At 72.4% G+C, this 15,974-nt stretch carries 15 protein-coding genes; all 15 read left to right on the forward strand.

Going from position 1 to position 15,974, the window contains the following annotated elements; all coding sequences use genetic code 11:
- Window positions 1–108 precede the first annotated feature (108 nt).
- Window positions 109–678: an RNA polymerase sigma factor gene (locus MKK64_RS21110; protein WP_147844732.1), complete on the forward strand. Its 570-nt coding sequence runs from the start codon at window positions 109–111 to the stop codon at window positions 676–678.
- The gene (locus tag MKK64_RS21115; protein ID WP_147859993.1) at window positions 671–1,348 is read left to right on the forward strand and encodes an NrsF family protein; all 678 of its coding nucleotides are present in this window, start codon (window positions 671–673) and stop codon (window positions 1,346–1,348) included. Before MKK64_RS21110 ends, MKK64_RS21115 begins: the two co-directional genes overlap by 8 nt.
- A gap of 58 nt (window positions 1,349–1,406) precedes the next feature.
- Window positions 1,407–1,793 (forward strand): DUF305 domain-containing protein, encoded by a 387-nt coding sequence (locus MKK64_RS21120; RefSeq protein WP_243936971.1) that lies wholly within the window; start codon window positions 1,407–1,409, stop codon window positions 1,791–1,793.
- A 454-nt stretch (window positions 1,794–2,247) separates the two neighbouring features.
- Window positions 2,248–2,811 carry a helix-turn-helix domain-containing protein gene (locus MKK64_RS21125; RefSeq protein WP_187274912.1) on the forward strand — a complete coding sequence of 188 codons (564 nt, stop codon included), beginning with the start codon at window positions 2,248–2,250 and terminating at the stop codon, window positions 2,809–2,811.
- 11 nt (window positions 2,812–2,822) lie between these two features.
- A complete protein-coding gene (locus MKK64_RS21130; protein ID WP_243936973.1) occupies window positions 2,823–3,203 on the forward strand; it encodes a hypothetical protein in 381 nt (126 codons plus the stop codon).
- 81 nt (window positions 3,204–3,284) lie between these two features.
- On the forward strand, window positions 3,285–4,976 hold the full coding sequence (locus tag MKK64_RS21135; protein ID WP_243936975.1) for an efflux RND transporter periplasmic adaptor subunit: 1,692 nt from the start codon (window positions 3,285–3,287) through the stop codon (window positions 4,974–4,976).
- Between the two features lie 14 nt (window positions 4,977–4,990).
- Entirely contained in the window at window positions 4,991–8,119 is a 3,129-nt protein-coding gene (locus tag MKK64_RS21140; protein WP_243936977.1) for an efflux RND transporter permease subunit, read from the forward strand.
- Between the two features lie 97 nt (window positions 8,120–8,216).
- Entirely contained in the window at window positions 8,217–8,570 is a 354-nt protein-coding gene (locus tag MKK64_RS21145; protein WP_187274913.1) for a hypothetical protein, read from the forward strand.
- A gap of 70 nt (window positions 8,571–8,640) precedes the next feature.
- Complete coding sequence (locus tag MKK64_RS21150) at window positions 8,641–10,263, forward strand: ABC-F family ATP-binding cassette domain-containing protein (protein ID WP_147843958.1); 1,623 nt, start codon at window positions 8,641–8,643, stop codon at window positions 10,261–10,263.
- 413 nt (window positions 10,264–10,676) lie between these two features.
- Window positions 10,677–12,227: an RNA polymerase factor sigma-54 gene (rpoN, locus tag MKK64_RS21155; RefSeq protein ID WP_147859997.1), complete on the forward strand. Its 1,551-nt coding sequence runs from the start codon at window positions 10,677–10,679 to the stop codon at window positions 12,225–12,227.
- Between the two features lie 119 nt (window positions 12,228–12,346).
- Complete coding sequence (locus MKK64_RS21160; protein WP_147843960.1) at window positions 12,347–13,438, forward strand: catalase family protein; 1,092 nt, start codon at window positions 12,347–12,349, stop codon at window positions 13,436–13,438.
- Window positions 13,439–13,656: 218 nt separating this feature from the next.
- On the forward strand, window positions 13,657–14,259 hold the full coding sequence (gene hpf / locus MKK64_RS21165; protein WP_147729861.1) for a ribosome hibernation-promoting factor, HPF/YfiA family: 603 nt from the start codon (window positions 13,657–13,659) through the stop codon (window positions 14,257–14,259).
- Window positions 14,260–14,393: 134 nt separating this feature from the next.
- The gene (locus MKK64_RS21170; RefSeq protein WP_147729862.1) at window positions 14,394–14,861 is read left to right on the forward strand and encodes a PTS sugar transporter subunit IIA; all 468 of its coding nucleotides are present in this window, start codon (window positions 14,394–14,396) and stop codon (window positions 14,859–14,861) included.
- Window positions 14,858–15,196: a hypothetical protein gene (locus MKK64_RS21175; protein ID WP_409567207.1), complete on the forward strand. Its 339-nt coding sequence runs from the start codon at window positions 14,858–14,860 to the stop codon at window positions 15,194–15,196. Before MKK64_RS21170 ends, MKK64_RS21175 begins: the two co-directional genes overlap by 4 nt.
- A gap of 386 nt (window positions 15,197–15,582) precedes the next feature.
- Window positions 15,583–15,969 (forward strand): hypothetical protein, encoded by a 387-nt coding sequence (locus MKK64_RS21180; protein WP_147729483.1) that lies wholly within the window; start codon window positions 15,583–15,585, stop codon window positions 15,967–15,969.
- Window positions 15,970–15,974: the final 5 nt, after the last annotated feature.

The raw sequence follows: 15,974 nt of genomic DNA on the forward strand, positions 1-15,974 counted from the left end.
TTGCCGATGTACCTGCCCGCCATCGGCCCGGTTCCACCGCTACCGGCGCGTTCCCCCGGGGGCCGCGTTGCGCTAGGGTCCGGGACACGACGCGGCGACAGGGCGGCGATGGCGCTCGAGGACAGTCTGGCGACGGCGATGGCCGCGGCGCAGGGGGGCGATGCGGCGGCCTATCGCCGGCTGCTCAACGCCTGCCTGCCGGTGATCGCGGGCATCGCCCGCGCGCAAGGGGTGCGCGGCGAGGCGGTCGACGACGTGGTGCAGGACACGCTGCTGACGATCCACAAGGCGCGGGCGAGCTACGACCCGGCGCGGCCCTTCCTGCCGTGGCTGCGCGCCATCACCCAGCGCCGGGCGATCGACCGGCTGCGCCGGGCCGGGCGCCGGCCGCAGGAGGTGCACGATCCCCTCGCCTACGAGGCCCACGCCGATGCCGGCCCCGCCCCGGGCATGCGCATCGAGGCCGACCAGCGCAACGCCGCGCTGGCGCGGGCCGTCGCGGCGCTGCCGGACGGGCAGCGGCAGGCGGTGGAGCAGCTCGCCTATGCCGAGCGCTCGCTCGAGGAGGCGGCGGCGCTCACCGGCCGCAGCAAGGGCGCGCTGAAGGTGAACCTGCACCGCGCCCTGAAGGCGCTGCGCGGGACGCTGGCCCGGGACAAGGAGGGCGGCGATGTCTGAATCCGTGCACGAGTCCCTGGTCGACGACCTCGTCGGCGGCCTCGCGCCGGTGCGCCGGCTCAGCCCACCGGCCTGGCGCGCGGCGGCCTGGCTCGCGGCGGTGCTGGCGCTGGCCGCGATCCTGATGCCGATGGCCGACATGGACGGCCTGCGCATCCGCCTCGCCACGCCGGACCTGCGCGTGGCCGCCCTCGGCGCCGGTCTCACCGCGGTCGCGGCCGCGCTCGCCGCCTTCATGACGAGCGTGCCCGGCCGCTCCCTGCGCTGGGCGCTGCTGCCGCTGGCGCCGGCCGCGTTCTGGATCGGCGCGAGCGGCCTCGGGTGCCTGCGCGGCTGGCTCGCCCCCGGCACCACGCCGGCCGACGGGCACGCGATGGGCGGCTGCTTCGCCTTCCTCGTCGGCGTCTCGCTGCCGCTCTCCGTGCTGCTGGTGGCGATGCTACGCCGCGCCTGCCCGCTGCACCCGAACCTCACCGCAGCGCTCGGCGGCCTCGCGGCGGCGGCGGCCGCGGCGACCCTCCTCGTGCCGTTCCACCCGCACGACGCCACCGCGACCGACCTCCTGATCCACGCGGTCACCGTGCTCGGCGTGATCGGGCTGAACGGGATTTTTGGCGGCCGGCTGCTCGGCGGCGGCCCGGACGCATCCCGGCGCGACCGTGGCGGTTGACCTTGCCACGCCGGCAAGCTCCACGGTGCGGCGCATCCCCGTGAGGAGACCCGACCCCATGCGCAACACCGTCCGGCCCGCCCTGATCGCCGTCGCCGTCCTCCTCGCTGGCAGGGTGCTGGCACAGGGCATGGACCACGCGCATAGGGACCACGCCGGCCGTCATCCCGCGCCGGCCGCGGGCGAGGCGCCCTCCACCCGGGCGTTCCGCGCCGTCGACGCGCGGATGCACGCCGACATGGCGATCCGCTACAGCGGCGACGTCGACGTCGACTTCGTGCACGGCATGATCCCCCACCACGAGGGCGCCGTCGGCATGGCGCGGGTCGCGCTGCAATACTCGAAGGACCCGGAGGTGCGGGCGCTCGCCGAGGAGATCGTCAAGGCGCAGGAGCGCGAGATCGCCCAGATGCGGGCGATCCTGGCGCGGACGGGCGGGAAGTAGGAGCCGCAGCCTCGGATGCCCCCGCGCCCGGCGCTCGAAGCGACGTCCCTCCCTCCGTCATGGCACCCTTGCGCCCGCGATTCGGAGCCATCGCCTTCCGAGCCTCGATCCCGATCGGGGCTGCAGCGGCCTTGACGTCTGCGCATCTTTTTATCTTATAGGCAATCTGCGCACAGGAAGAGCTCCTTGTCGGCCTGCAAGGTTCGGATCGTCGTCGATCATGCCAACAGCGACGACCCGATCTTCACGGTCGAGGTGCGGACCCCCTGGGGTTCGCTCGCTGTGATGGCCGAGGTGACGCTCTCGGGGCGATCCCTCGAGCTGAACGGCATGCACGTCGGCGGCGACCCGATGACGAAGTGGGGCGCGTCCGTGCTCCGCGACATCGCGCAGGGGGTCATGGAGGAATTGGATGTCGACGCGATCCACATTGTTGGCGGCGTTCGGACCACGGGTGCAAATCCGGGACGGGACCCTCGTCCCCGACGGCTCCGTAGAGCGCCTCAGCCTCAAGCGGCTGCCGGACGCGCACCTCGACACGGTGGCGGCGGCCCGCGCCCTGGTCCGTAGGCATCTTCCGGTGAAGGCGGCTCACGCGGTCATGACGGACGTGTTCGACACCGGCGAGGCCTATGTCGAGGTGCCGAAGGTCGAGAGCCTGAGCCGGCTGACGTCGGAACTGACGGCGCTGGGCATCGCCGTCCGCAAGCATGCACCCGACCCGATCTCCGTCCGAAGCGTGCGCGAGGCCCTGCATCTCTCGCAAGCCCAGTTCGCGCTCCGGTTCGGGCTGGAGGAAGCGACCGTCAAGAACTGGGAACAGGGCAAGTCCAGGCCGAACGCCACGGCCATGACGTTGATCTGGACGATCCATCGCCACCCCGAAGCGGTCGTCGATGCCCTCGCCACCTGCGGAGCCGCGACCGAAGCGGATGCGGCGTCCGCCCTTCGCGCCGGGGAAGGCCACGCCCCGGTGGACCCGCTTCGACGCCCTGTCCAGAAGCCCGAATCGTGCTAGGCTCACGCACGATGCGACAGGCCCGGCACCTTCTGCGACGGCTCGCTGCGATCCTTCGGGTCGCGGCGCTTCTCGTCATGGTCCCGGCCTTCGCCCAGGCGCATGCCGGGCACGCCCACCACCCCGGCGCCGGGCATGCGCGCGTCGGGCACGCCTCGAAGGCCGCCCCGGGCGTCGCCGCCGTGATCGCCGCGCCGGAGGCCGCCGCCGACCGGGCGGATTGCCTCGCCTGCCCGGGCTGCTGCTGCGCCCACGTCTTCATCGCGGCCTCGGACGGGGACGGCGTCCGCGCCGACCGCCCGAGCGGCGACCGCGTCGCGATGGGGCCGGATTCCGTGCGCCCGAGCGCCGTATCCGAGGCCCTTCCCGAGCCCCCCAGACCCTTCGCCTGAGGCTGCGCGCGCCGCCCCGGCGCGCGCCACGCGGCTCGTCCCGACGAGTTGCGCCCGTCCCGATGCGAAGGTTGCTCTCCCATGACGATCCGGCTCCCGGCTGCCCTCGCGGCGGCCGCGCTCACCCTCGGCCTGTGGGCCGGCGCGGCGCGCGCCCACGAAGGCCACGACCATTCCGACGGGCCGAAGGCGGCGGCCGCCGTCGAGGCCCCGCGCGGCGCGTCGAGCACCGACGCGCTCGAGCTCGTCGCGGTGGCGCGCGACGGCAGGCTCACGGTGTTCCTCGACCGTGCCGACACCAACGAGCCCGTGGCCGACGCGACGATCGAGGCGGAGACGCCGGCGGGTAAGGCCGCCGCGGTCGCGGGCCCCGACGGGAGCTACCGCCTCGACGCCCCCTGGAGCGCGGTGCCCGGCGACTACGACGTGCTGTTCACGGTGACCGTCGGCGGCAAGACCGACCTGTTCCCGGTCGACCTCGACGTGCCGGTGCCGCCGGCCCCGACGCCCGAGCCCGCGCCGTGGCATGCCGGCCTCGCCGTCGCCCACGATTTCGGCTTGCACCTGCGCAGCGCCGACCCGATGCCGTTCCTCGTCGGCGGCGCCGGCTTCGTGCTCGGCATCCTCGCGACGGTGCTGATGCGCGGGCGCCGGAGCGGCGCGGCACTCGCCCTCGTCGTGCTCGCGGCCGGGCTCGTGCTGGCGCCGGCGGCCTTCGCGCACGGCGACGACGACCACGAGGCCCCGACCCCGATGGCCGCCACCGGCGCCCAGGACCTCGCCCGCCGCCTGCCCGACGGGTCGGTGTTCGTGCCGAAACCCACCCAGCGCGTGCTGACCCTGCGCACCCTCGTCACCGCGTCGGGCGTGCTGGCGCGGACGACCGAGCTGCCCGGCCGGATCATCGCCGACCCGAACGGCAGCGGCGTGGTGCAATCCTCGGTCGGCGGCCGGCTGTCGCCGCCGGAATCCGGCCTGTTCCCGCGCCTCGGCACCCGCGTGCGCAAGGGCGAGGTGCTGGCCTTCGTCACGCCGCCGGTCCAGGCGGTGGACGTGTCGGACATGCGCCAGCGCCAGGGCGAGCTCGACCAGCAGATCGCCATCGTCGCGCGCCGGGTCGAGCGCTACCGCAAGCTGAGCCCCGGCGGCGCGGTCTCGCAGGTGCAGATCGACGACGCGGATGCCGAGCTGAAGGGCCTCGTCGACCGCCGCACGGCGCTCGACGGCGTCCGCTCGCAGCCGGAGGCGCTGGCCGCGCCGGTCTCGGGGGTGATCGCCGAGGCCAACGCGGTCGCCGGCCAGATGGCGAGCCCGGGCGCGATGGTGTTCAAGATCGTCGACCCGTCCCGGCTCTGGGTCGAGGCGCTGAGCTTCGACGCGCTCGCCAGCACCGCCGACGCCACCGCGCGGCTCGCCGACGGCCGACGGCTCGAGCTCGCCTATCGCGGCGCCGGCCTCGCCGACCGGGCCCAGGCGGTGCCGATCCAGTTCGCCGTGCGCGACGCGCCGCCCGAGCTGCGCACCGGCCAGTTCGTGACGGTGCTCGCCGCCACCGACACGCAGCAGACCGGCCTCGCCCTGCCGCGGCTCGGCGTGGTCCGCGGCGGCAACGGCCAGACCCTGGTCTACGAGCACGTCGCCCCCGAGCGCTTCGCGCCGCGCGAGGTCCAGGTCGAGCCCCTCGACGCCGCCCGCGTCCGGGTGGTCTCCGGGCTCGAGCCCGGCCGGCGGATCGTGACGCAGGGCGCCGAGCTCCTCAACCAGATCCGCTGACGGGGAGCCCGCGCATGTTCACGCTCCTCGTCACCCAGGCCCTGCGGAACCGGCTGGCGGTTCTCGCCGTCGCCGCGATCCTCGTCGTCTACGGCGCCTTCACCGTCACGCGGCTGCCCGTCGACGTCTTCCCCGACCTCAACCGGCCCACCGTCACCATCATGTCGGAGGCCGAAGGGCTCGCGCCGCAGGAGGTCGAGCAGCTCGTCACCTTCCCGCTCGAGACGCAGATGAACGGGCTGCCCGGCGTCACCCGGGTGCGCTCCGTCTCCGGCGTCGGGCTGTCGGTGGTCACTGTCGAGTTCGACTGGGGCACCGACATCTACCGCAACCGCCAGCAGGTGGCCGAGCGCCTTGCGATGGCGCGGCCGCAGCTGCCGGCGGAGGTGAGCCCGACGATGGGGCCGATCTCCTCGATCATGGGGCAGATCGTCATGGTCGCGCTCACCGGCGACACGGTCGATCCGATGCGCCTGCGCGAGATCGCCGACTTCACGATCCGGCCGCGCCTGCTCTCGATTCCCGGCGTCGCGCAGGTGATCCCGATGGGCGGCGAGGTCCGCCAGTTCCGCGTCGCGCCGCAGCCCGCCGCGTTGCGGGCGCTCGGCGTCAAGCAGGCCCAGCTCGAGGCGGCGCTGGCGCAGTTCGGCACCAACACCGGCGGCGGCTTCACCGACCAGTACGCCCGCGAATACCTGATCCGGAACCTCGGCCGGACGATGGACCTCGACGACCTGCGCAACATGGTCGTCGCCACGGTCGACGGGCGGCCGGTCTTCCTGCGGCAGGTGGCGGAGGCGTCGTTCTCGGCGCGCGTGAAGCGGGGCGATGCCGGCTACATGGGCGCGCCGGCGGTGGTGATCTCGGTGGAGAAGCAGCCCGGCACCGACACCGTCGCGCTCACCGCGCGGATCGAGGCGGCGCTCGCCGAGATCACCGCCACCCTGCCGAAGGGCGTGCGCGCCGACCGGCTGATCTTCCGGCAGGCGAACTTCATCGAGACCTCGATCGGCAATGTCGAGCACGTGCTGGTGGAAGCGATCGCGGTGGTGGCGGTCGTCCTGTTCGCGTTCCTGCTGAACCTGCGCACCACGGCGATCTCGCTCACCGCGATCCCGGTCTCGATCCTGGCGACGGCCATCGCCTTCCATCTCGCCGGCCTGTCGATCAACACGATGACCCTCGGGGGGCTCGCCATCGCCATCGGCGAGCTGGTCGACGACGCCGTGGTCGACGTCGAGAACATCTTCCGGCGCCTTCGCGAGAACCGCGCGGCGGGCGACCCGCGCTCGACCTTCGACGTGGTGGTCTCCGCCTCGCAGGAGGTGCGCTCGGGCATCGTCTACGCGACGATGGTGATCGTGCTGGTGTTCGTGCCGCTGTTCGCGCTCTCCGGCATCGAGGGCCGGCTGTTCGCGCCGCTGGGGCAGGCCTACATCGTCGCGATCCTGGCGAGCCTCGTGGTCTCGATCACCCTGACGCCGGTGATGGCCTACTACCTCCTGCCCGGCCTCAAGCGCCTCGACCAGCACGAGAGCGGGCTGATCCGCGGGCTCAAGCGCGCGCTCGCCGCGACCCTGCGCGTCGCCCTGCCCCGCGGGCGCCCGATCCTGCTCGCGGCCGGGCTCGCGGTCGCGGCCGCCGCCGTCGCGGCGACGTGGCTGCCGCGCGCCTTCCTGCCGCCGTTCAACGAGGGCTCGTTCACCGTCAACATGGCGTTCAACCCCGGCATCTCGCTGCCCGAGAGCAACCGGATGGGGCTGGTGGCCGAGCGCCTGCTCCTCGAGATCCCGGACGTGCGCTCGGTCGGCCGCCGCACCGGCCGGGCCGAGCTCGACGAGCATGCCGAGGGCGTCCACTCCTCCGACCTCGAGGTCGACCTGAAGCCCGGCGCCCGGCCCAAGGACGCCCTCGTCGCCGACATCCGCGCCCGCCTCGCCCTGCTGCCGGTCTCCGTCAACGTCGGCCAGCCGATCTCGCACCGGCTCGACCATATGCTCTCGGGGGTGCGCGCCGAGATCGCGCTGAAGATCTTCGGCGACGACCTCGATACGTTGCGGCGCCTCGCCGACGACCTGCGCCAGCGCCTGTCCGCGATCCCCGGCATCGCCGACCTGCAGGTCGAGAAGCAGGTGCTGATCCCGCAGCTCGAGGTCCGCGTCGACTACGCGCGGGCCGCCCTGTACGGGGTGCAGCCGGCGGCGCTCGTGGACCAGCTGAGCCGGCTCTCGAACGGCCAGGTGGTCTCGCGCGTGGTCGACGGCATCCGCCGCTTCGACGTGGTGATGCGGCTCTCCGACACCCAGCGCACCACCCAGGCGCTCGGCGACCTCCTGGTCGAGACGCCCTCCGGCTGGGTGCCGGCCCGCCAGATCGCCGACATCCGCGAGACCGACGGCCCGAACCAGATCCTTCGCGAGAACGCGCGCCGGCGCATCGTCGTCCAGGCCAACACCGCGCCCGGCGCCGACATGGGCCGGGTCGTCGCCGCCATCCGCCAGCAGGTGGATGCGACCCGGTGGCCGGCCGGGTACGCGACCAGCCTCGAAGGCGCGTTCCAGGCGCAGGGCGAGGCGGCGCGCACCATCGGCCTGCTCTCGCTCGTGTCGCTGGCGCTGGTCTTCACCCTGCTCTACGGCCGCTACCGCTCGGCCGTGCTGACGCTGATCATCCTCGGCAGCATCCCGCTGGCGCTGATCGGCTCGGTGGTCGCCCTGTGGCTCGCTGGGCAGCCGCTCTCGGTCGCCTCGATGATCGGCTTCATCACCCTGACCGGCATCGCAACGCGCAACGGCATCCTCAAGATCAGCCATTGGCTGAACCTCGCGATCCACGAGGACCTGCCGTTCGGGCCGGACCTCGTGATTCGCGGCAGCCTGGAGCGGCTGACGCCGGTGCTGATGACCGCGCTCGCCGCCGGCATCGCGCTGGCGCCGCTGCTCGTCGGCGCCGACGCGCCCGGCAAGGAGATCCTGCACCCGGTCGCCGTGACGATCTTCGGCGGCCTGATCGGCGCGACGCTGCTCGACACGGTGCTGACGCCGATCCTGTTCCTCGGCTTCGGCCGCCGGCCGGTGGAGCGCCTGCGCGCCGCCGCCCGGGCGGAGGCGCCGACCGGGGTTGCGACGGCCGATGCGTTTTGACGGTGCGTCACTTCCCTCCCCCGCAAAGGGGGGGAGGGAAGACGCACCTAGTCCTGCTGAACCAATGTCGCCACCCCGTAAAACCCAGGAGCCGTCCATGCGCCCCGTCCTCGCCATCGCCCTCCTCCTCGCCCTCGCCGCCCCGGCCCGCGCCGCCGGCCCGAACGGCGGCGTCGTGGTGGTGGCGGACGGGCATCCGATCGAGCTCGTCGCGTCGGAGACCGCGCTGACGTTCTTCGTCACCGACGACGACGGCGGCCCGGCCGCGACCGCGGGGCTGACGGGCAAGGCCTTCGTCCAGACCGGGGCCGGGACCGAGACGGTGCCGCTCGCCGGCGCCGCGCCGAACCGCATGGTCGGCGCGCTCAAGGGGCCGCTGCCCGCCGGCGCCAAGGTGGTGTTCTCGGCGCGGATGCACGGGCACAGCCTGCAGGCCCGCTTCGCGCGATAGCCCGGCGCCCTTCCGGTCGCGGGCCCGATGCCGTAAGGCCCGCGGGACCATCCCGAGGGTCCCTGACCGCATGATACGCCTCGAAAAGATCGGCAAGCAGAACGGCCGGCAGATCGTCTTCATCGAGGCGTCCGCCGCCCTGCAGAAGGGCGAGAAGATCGGCCTCGTCGGCCCCAACGGCGCCGGCAAGACCACCCTGTTCCGAATGATCACCGGCGAGGAGGAGCCCGACGAGGGCCAGGTCGCCACCGATCGCGGCGTCACCATCGGCTACTTCAGCCAGGACGTCGGCGAGATGTCGGGCTGCAGCGTCGTCTCGGCGGTGATGGACGGCGCCGGCCCGGTCAGCGCCGTCGGCCTGGAGATGAAGGCGCTGGAGGCGGCGTTCTCCGATCCTGACCGGGCCGACGAGATGGACGCGCTGATCGCCCGCTACGGCGAGGTCCAGGCGCGCTTCGAGGAGCTCGACGGCTACGCGCTCGAAGGCCGGGCCTACGAGGTGCTGGCCGGCCTGAGCTTCTCCCAGGAGATGATGGACGGGGACGTCGGCAAGCTGTCCGGCGGCTGGAAGATGCGCGTGGCGCTTGCCCGCATCCTGCTGATGAACCCGGACGTGATGCTCCTCGACGAGCCCTCCAACCACCTCGACATCGAGAGCCTGATCTGGCTCGAATCCTTCCTCAAGGGGTTCGAGGGCGCGCTGCTGATGACCTCGCACGACCGCGAGTTCATGAACCGCATCGTCGGCAAGGTGATCGAGATCGACGGCGGCACGCTGACCACCTTCTCGGGCGACTACGCCTTCTACGAGCAGCAGCGTGCGCTCAACGAGAGCCAGCAGCAGGCGCAGTTCGAGCGCCAGCAGGCGATGCTCGCCAAGGAGATCAAGTTCATCGAGCGCTTCAAGGCGCGGGCGAGCCACGCCGCCCAGGTGCAGAGCCGGGTGAAGAAGCTCGACAAGATCGAGCGCGTCGAGCCGCCGAAGCGGCGCCAATCGGTGGCGTTCGAGTTCCAGCCGGCGCCGCGCTCGGGCGACGACGTCGTGATGCTGAAGGGCGTGCACAAGCGCTACGGCAGCCGCACGATCTACCAAAACCTCGATTTCGGCATCCGCCGGCGCGAGCGCTGGTGCGTGATGGGGGTCAACGGCGCCGGCAAGTCGACGCTGCTGAAGCTCGTGACGGGCTCGGCCCAGCCGGACGACGGCACGGTGGCGGTCGGCGGCAGCGTCAAGCTCGGCTACTTCGCCCAGCACGCCATGGACCTGCTCGACGGCGACCTCACCGTGTTCCAGGACCTGGAGAGCACCTTTCCGCAGGCCGGCCAAGGCTCCCTGCGCGCGCTCGCCGGCTGCTTCGGGTTCTCGGGCGACGACGTCGAGAAGCGCTGCCGGGTGCTCTCGGGCGGCGAGAAGGCGCGGCTGGTGATGGCCAAGATGCTGTTCGACCCGCCGAACTTCCTGGTGCTCGACGAGCCGACCAACCACCTCGACATCGGCACGAAGGCGATGCTGATCGACGCGCTCTCCGCTTACGAGGGCACGATGCTGTTCGTGAGCCACGACCGCCACTTCCTGGCCGCGCTCTCGAACCGGGTGCTCGAGCTCACGCCCGACGGCATCCACCAGTACGGCGGCGGCTACACCGAGTACGTCGCCCGCACGGGCCAGGAGGCGCCCGGCCTGCGCAGCTGAGCACGGGACCGGAGCGCGGCACGAGCTGCGGCGCCTCGACCGCATCCGCGACGTCCCGCGCCGCCCTGGCGACGGCTGCGGGGTGGCGGCCATCGCCCCCGATCGCCGCATGCGCGAGTGCCGAACCGCGCCCCCGCCGGCCGGCCGATCCGGCACAATTCCCGAGCCGGATCGCGCCGCCGCGGCGCGCGAGGCCTTCGTGCGCGGCCGGGTCGGCGAGCGGGACGGGCGCCCCCCCGTGGCTGTGGCGCCGGTGCCACCGTCCCCCGAACCAACGCGACGACCGGCCATCACGCTTTGACGCGCGGCCGGGATCGGTTTACAGCGTTTCACTAGGGCTTAAGCAAGAACCGTGCCTATAGCGTAATAACGCGGGGCGCGGCCTGTTCACCGAAGAGGACCGAGGCCACGCGATGAGTTTGCTGCAACGGCTGGAAATGCGCCAGGGCCAGTCCCTGGTGATGACACCGCAGCTTCTGCAAGCGATCAAGCTTCTCCAACTCTCCCAGCTCGATCTCGCGGCCTACGTCGACGCCGAGCTGGAGCGCAACCCGCTCCTGGAGCGCGCCGAGGCCGAGCCGTCCGAGGGGCCGGCCGAGGGCGCGGAACCCGCCGCCGAGACCTTCGAGGGCGCCGCCGAGTGGACCGCCGCCGAGGTCGACCCGGGCCGCGGCGAGATCGACGGCGATTTCGACGCCCGCCTCGACAACGTCTACCCCGACGACGCGCCGAGCCCGATCCGCGAGGCGGCCACCGGCGACATGCTCTCGCTGACGCCCGCGCCCTACGGCAGCACCGGCGGCAGCTTCGATTCGGAGGCGCCGGACTTCGAGGCGACGCTCACCGTCGAGACCTCCCTGCGCGAGCATCTCGGCCGCCAGCTCGACCTCGCCACCCGCGACGCCACCGACCGGCTGATCGGCGGCTTCCTGATCGATGCGGTGGACGAGGCCGGATACCTGCGCGAATCGATCGACGCGGTGGCCGAGCGCCTCGGCGCCTCCCTCGACCGGGTGGCGGGCGTGCTCAAGCTCGTCCAGAGCTTCGATCCGGCCGGAATCGCCGCGCGCGACCTCGCCGAGTGCCTCGCGATCCAGCTGCGCGAGCAGAACCGGTTCGACCCGGCGATGCAGGCGCTGGTCTCCCGCCTCGACCTCGTGGCCAAGCGCGATTTCTCGGCGCTGCGGCGCCTGTGCGGTGTCGACGACGAGGACCTCGTCGAGATGCTGGCCGAGATCCGCCGGCTCGACCCCAAGCCCGGGCGGGCTTTCGGCTCCAGCGGCGTCGAGGTGCTGATCCCCGACGTGTTCGTGCGCGCGGCCCCCGACGGCTCCTGGCTGGTGGAGCTGAACGGCGAGGCGCTGCCGCGGGTGCTGGTCAACCAGAGCTACTACGCCCGCGTGGTCCGGGGTGCGAAGGCCGAGGGGGACAAGGCCTTCCTCTCCGAGGCCCTGCAGACCGCGAACTGGCTCACCCGGAGCCTGGAGCAGCGCGCGCGCACGATCCTCAAGGTCGCCACCGAGATCGTGCGCCAGCAGGACGGGTTCTTCGTCCACGGCGTCGCGCACCTGCGGCCGCTGAACCTGAAGACGGTCGCCGAGGCGATCGGGATGCACGAATCCACCGTTTCGCGCGTCACCTCCAACAAGGCGATCGGCACCAGCCGCGGCACCCTGGAGATGAAGTACTTCTTCACCGCCGCGATCCCGGGCGCGGCGGGCACCGCGGCGCATTCCTCGGAAGCCGTGCGCCACCGCATCAAGCAGCTCGTCGACGGCGAGACCTCGGACGATGTGCTCTCCGACGACGCCCTGGTGCAGAAGCTGCGCGGCGAGGGCGTCGACATCGCCCGCCGCACGGTGGCGAAGTATCGGGAATCGCTGCGGATCCCGTCCTCGATCGAGCGCCGGCGCGAGCGCTATGCGCAGGGCGGGATGCAGCCCGGGGCGATGATGGCGCGCTGAGAGCCCGCGAACCGGTCGCGTGCGCCGTCCGCGGCGGCCTATAGCCTGGACCCGAGGCTCGAACCGGGAACGGATCCGGACATGATTGGTTGTGCGCAAGCAAGTTCAGGAGACGTTGCATGCTCGCGAGCCCGGTTCACTACAATCCTGACGTCGAGACCGTGACCGTCGAGGAAGGGCGGACGATCGACAAGCTCAACGAGACCTTCGACACCATCCTTAAGACGGTGGCCGAGGATTCCGGGCACGCGGTGCGCTCCGTCCACGCCAAGGCGCACGGCATCCTCGAGGGCGTGCTCAGGATCGACGCGGACCTGCCGCCCGAGCTGGCGCAGGGCCTGTTCGCCACGCCCGGCGAGCACAAGGTCTACCTGCGGCTCTCGACGAACGCGGGCGACATCCTGCCCGACGCCGTCTCGCTGCCGCGCGGCCTCGCCCTGAAGGTGCTCGACGTCGCGGGCGAGCGGCTGCCCGACGCCGAGGGCACCACGCAGAACTTCATCTTCGTCAACGGCAAGGTGTTCCAGGCGCCGAACGCCGACAAGTTCCTGGGCAGCCTGAAGCTGCTCGCCGGCACCACCGACCGGGCCGAGGGCCTGAAGGTCGCCGCCTCCACCGTGCTGCGCGGGGTCAACAAGGCGCTGCACGCGGTCGGCATCGACAGCCCGACCATCGGCGCGCTCGGCGGCGCACCGAACGTCGATCCGCTCGGCGAGACCTACTACAGCGTCACCCCGTTCCGGTACGGCGACCACATCGCGAAGTTCTCGGTCGCCCCCGTCGCCCCGGCGCTGACCGCGCTCACCGGCACCGAGATCGACGCCTCGGGGCGACCGAACGCGATCCGCGAGACGGTCCAGTCCGAGATGCGGGGCATCGAGGGCGTGTGGGAGTTCCGGGTCCAGCTCTGCCGCGACCTCGAACGCCAGCCGGTGGAGGATCCGACGGTGGAGTGGGACGAGGCGGAGGCGCCGTTCCAGCGGGTCGGCCTGATCACCGTCCGGCCGCAGGACAGCTGGGAGCCGGGCCGGGTGCAGGCGGTCGACGAGGGCATGCGCTTCAGCGTCTGGACCGGGCTCGCCGCGCACCGGCCGCTCGGCAACATCAACCGGGCGCGCAACGCGCCCTACAAGCACTCGGCCGCGTTCCGCGAGCGCTTCAACGGCTGCCCGATCCACGAGCCGGCCGGCGGCGACCGAGCGGGCGGGTGACGCGCCGGCGGTCGAGGCCGGTGCGCGCTCGGGCGCCGCGGCTTCGGGTTCGCCCCGGCGTCGCGGCCGTCGCCGGAGGGGCCGGTCCTCTCCGTTGACTTCCCCTGCGCCGGCTCCTTAACTCCGTCCCCCGCCGCGACGGCGGGTCGGCGTTCCGCCGAAGCCCGCGGGCCTCGATCCGCGGGCAAGAGACCAGGGTCAACCAAACCGGAGGATACATGGGGTCATTGCGCGTCACGGGCCACGGCCTGGACCTCGGCGAAGCCCTCAGGGGCCGGGTCGACGAGCGGATGGCGGCGACCCTGTCCAAGTATCTCGACGGGCACATGAACGACTCGAGCACCGGCCACGTCACGCTCCGGCGCGACGGCACCGCCTACCGCACCGACTGCGTGCTGCACCTCGTCTCCGGGCTCACCATCGAGGCGTCGTCCACCGCGCACGACGCCCGCGCCAGCTTCGAGCAGACCGCCGACCGGCTGGAGAAGCGCCTGCGCCGCTACAAGCACCGGCTCAAGGAGCACGCCCAAGGGCCGAACGGGGGCCCGAACGGCGCCGCGGTCGAGGCGGCCTATGCGGTCTTCGCCGCGCCGGAGGAGGACGAGGACGAGCCCGACGACGGCTCGAACCATCCGCCGATCGTGGCCGAGAGCACCAAGACCCTCAAGCGCCACTCGGTGAGCGAGGCGGTCACCGCGCTGGACCTCACCGGCGCCCCGGTGATCGTCTTCGTCCATGCTGGCACCGGCCGCATCAACGTCGTATACCGGCGCAGCGACGGCGCGATCGGCTGGGTCGACCCGCCGAGCGCCGCGGCCTGAGCCGAGGGAGCCGGAACCGGCCCGTCGGCGCGGGGATTGATGTTTTCGGGGCTGGGCCGCGCGGACAACGCGGCGCGCCCCCTCTTCATGGGGGCGGGGCCCCCATGGCTTTCGATCGGACGGGCGGTCCTTCAATGCCGATGCTGGAATTCCTCGATCCGGATTCCGTGGTGCCCTCGCTCCGCGCCCGGGCCAAGAAGCAGGTGCTGCAGGACCTCGCCGCCCAGGCCGTCCGCCGCCTGCCGGCGCTCGACGCCCGCGACGTCTACGAGACCCTGCTCCAGCGCGAGCGCCTCGGCTCCACCGGCATCGGCGACGGCGTCGCGATCCCGCACGGCAAGCTGCCGGGGCTCGACCGGCTGTTCGGGCTCGTCGCCCGCCTCGACCGCCCGGTCGACTTCGAGTCCCTTGACGGCCGCCCGGTCGACTTCGCCTTCCTGCTGCTCGCCCCCGAGGGCGCGGGCGCCGACCACCTGAAGGCGCTCGCCCAGGTCGCGCGCATCCTGCGCGAGCCGGGAATCCTCGACCGGATCCGCGCGGCCCGCGACGGGCACGCCCTCTACGCGCTGCTCACCCACACCTCGGCCTCGCAGGCCGCATGAGCGGGCCTCGCATCCTGCGCCGGGCCGCGCTCGCGGCGTTCCTCGCCATGCCCGCGGCGGCCGCGGCGCAGCAGGGCGCGGCCGACGGCACCTGCGCCCGCGACGTGCTCGTCGCCCAATCGATGCAGCGGCAGGCGCTCGACCAGCTCGAGCAGGCCGACGGCGACGACGCCAAGGCCTGCCGGATCTGGCGCCGCCACGTGGACACCATGCGCCGCGTCGCCGGCGTCTACGGCCGCTGCCTCTCGGGCTCCGAGCGCGGCGCCCGGCTGACCCAGGTCCAGGACTCCGAGAAGGAATTCTCCGCCGCGATCAAGGCCCGCTGCCGCGGGTGATCGTGAAGGGGGGTGGAGGCCGGTTCCTGTCGGCCCGGCGCCCCGTGCCGTCGTTTCGCTCCCGGCTCTCATCCCTGCAACCGAAGTCGCGACGCCTCTTCCCTCCCCCGTCCCCAAGTCGGGCCTGCCCGACTTGGGCACACAGGGTGCGGATCTCGGGCAAGCCCGAGATCCGTCGGGGGGAGGGAAGAGCGTGGCGTTTCGCGCGCGTCCTGGTCATCGCGCACGCTGCGGCAACCGCTGCGAAATATTTCCCAAGCAAGCCGTGCGTGATCGCAAAGCTCGTCGCCGTCGTTAGCCGCCGACACGATGTTCTCGCAAAATATAAAGTGGAACGCTTCGCGCCACAAAGGAATTGAAGGGGACCAACAGTAGAGGAAACCGCCTTGCAACGCTATCTGACCGCCATCGCGCTCGTCACCCTTCTCGGTACGGGCACCGTGTCCGCACAGACCACGACGACGGGCAACCCTGCTCCGGACGCCAAGTCCAGCGAGAAGTCCGGTGGCCAGGAAGCCGTCACGCGTCCGAACACCGACCGGCCCGACGCCGGCAAGCCCGCCACCGCCAACGCGGCCGCGCATGCCAAGCTGGAGGAAGGCGCCAACAGCTTCACGGAAGCCCAGACGCACAAGCGCCTCGAGGATGCCGGCTACAAGGACGTTCGCGGCCTGATGAAGGACGACAAGGGCATCTGGCGCGGCGACGCGATGCTGAACGGCAAGCCGGTCAAGGTCGGCGTCGACTTCAAGGGCAACGTCGCCGCGCAGTGATCGTC

Origin of the sequence: Methylobacterium sp. E-025 (genome assembly GCF_022829705.1) — a bacterium.
Lineage (GTDB): Bacteria > Pseudomonadota > Alphaproteobacteria > Rhizobiales > Beijerinckiaceae > Methylobacterium.

Excerpts from the sequence above, each read along its gene's own strand:
- hpf (WP_147729861.1), top strand. The coding sequence starts at position 13,657 with ATGGGGTCATTGCGCGTCACGGGCCACGGCCTGGACCTCGGCGAAGCC.
- MKK64_RS21175 (WP_409567207.1), top strand. The coding sequence starts at position 14,858 with ATGAGCGGGCCTCGCATCCTGCGCCGGGCCGCGCTCGCGGCGTTCCTC.
- MKK64_RS21170 (WP_147729862.1), top strand. The coding sequence starts at position 14,394 with ATGCCGATGCTGGAATTCCTCGATCCGGATTCCGTGGTGCCCTCGCTC.
- MKK64_RS21130 (WP_243936973.1), top strand. The coding sequence starts at position 2,823 with ATGCGACAGGCCCGGCACCTTCTGCGACGGCTCGCTGCGATCCTTCGG.
- MKK64_RS21110 (WP_147844732.1), top strand. The coding sequence starts at position 109 with ATGGCGCTCGAGGACAGTCTGGCGACGGCGATGGCCGCGGCGCAGGGG.
- MKK64_RS21140 (WP_243936977.1), top strand. The coding sequence starts at position 4,991 with ATGTTCACGCTCCTCGTCACCCAGGCCCTGCGGAACCGGCTGGCGGTT.
- MKK64_RS21135 (WP_243936975.1), top strand. The coding sequence starts at position 3,285 with ATGACGATCCGGCTCCCGGCTGCCCTCGCGGCGGCCGCGCTCACCCTC.
- MKK64_RS21120 (WP_243936971.1), top strand. The coding sequence starts at position 1,407 with ATGCGCAACACCGTCCGGCCCGCCCTGATCGCCGTCGCCGTCCTCCTC.
- MKK64_RS21160 (WP_147843960.1), top strand. The coding sequence starts at position 12,347 with ATGCTCGCGAGCCCGGTTCACTACAATCCTGACGTCGAGACCGTGACC.
- MKK64_RS21115 (WP_147859993.1), top strand. The coding sequence starts at position 671 with ATGTCTGAATCCGTGCACGAGTCCCTGGTCGACGACCTCGTCGGCGGC.
- MKK64_RS21150 (WP_147843958.1), top strand. The coding sequence starts at position 8,641 with ATGATACGCCTCGAAAAGATCGGCAAGCAGAACGGCCGGCAGATCGTC.
- MKK64_RS21145 (WP_187274913.1), top strand. The coding sequence starts at position 8,217 with ATGCGCCCCGTCCTCGCCATCGCCCTCCTCCTCGCCCTCGCCGCCCCG.
- rpoN (WP_147859997.1), top strand. The coding sequence starts at position 10,677 with ATGAGTTTGCTGCAACGGCTGGAAATGCGCCAGGGCCAGTCCCTGGTG.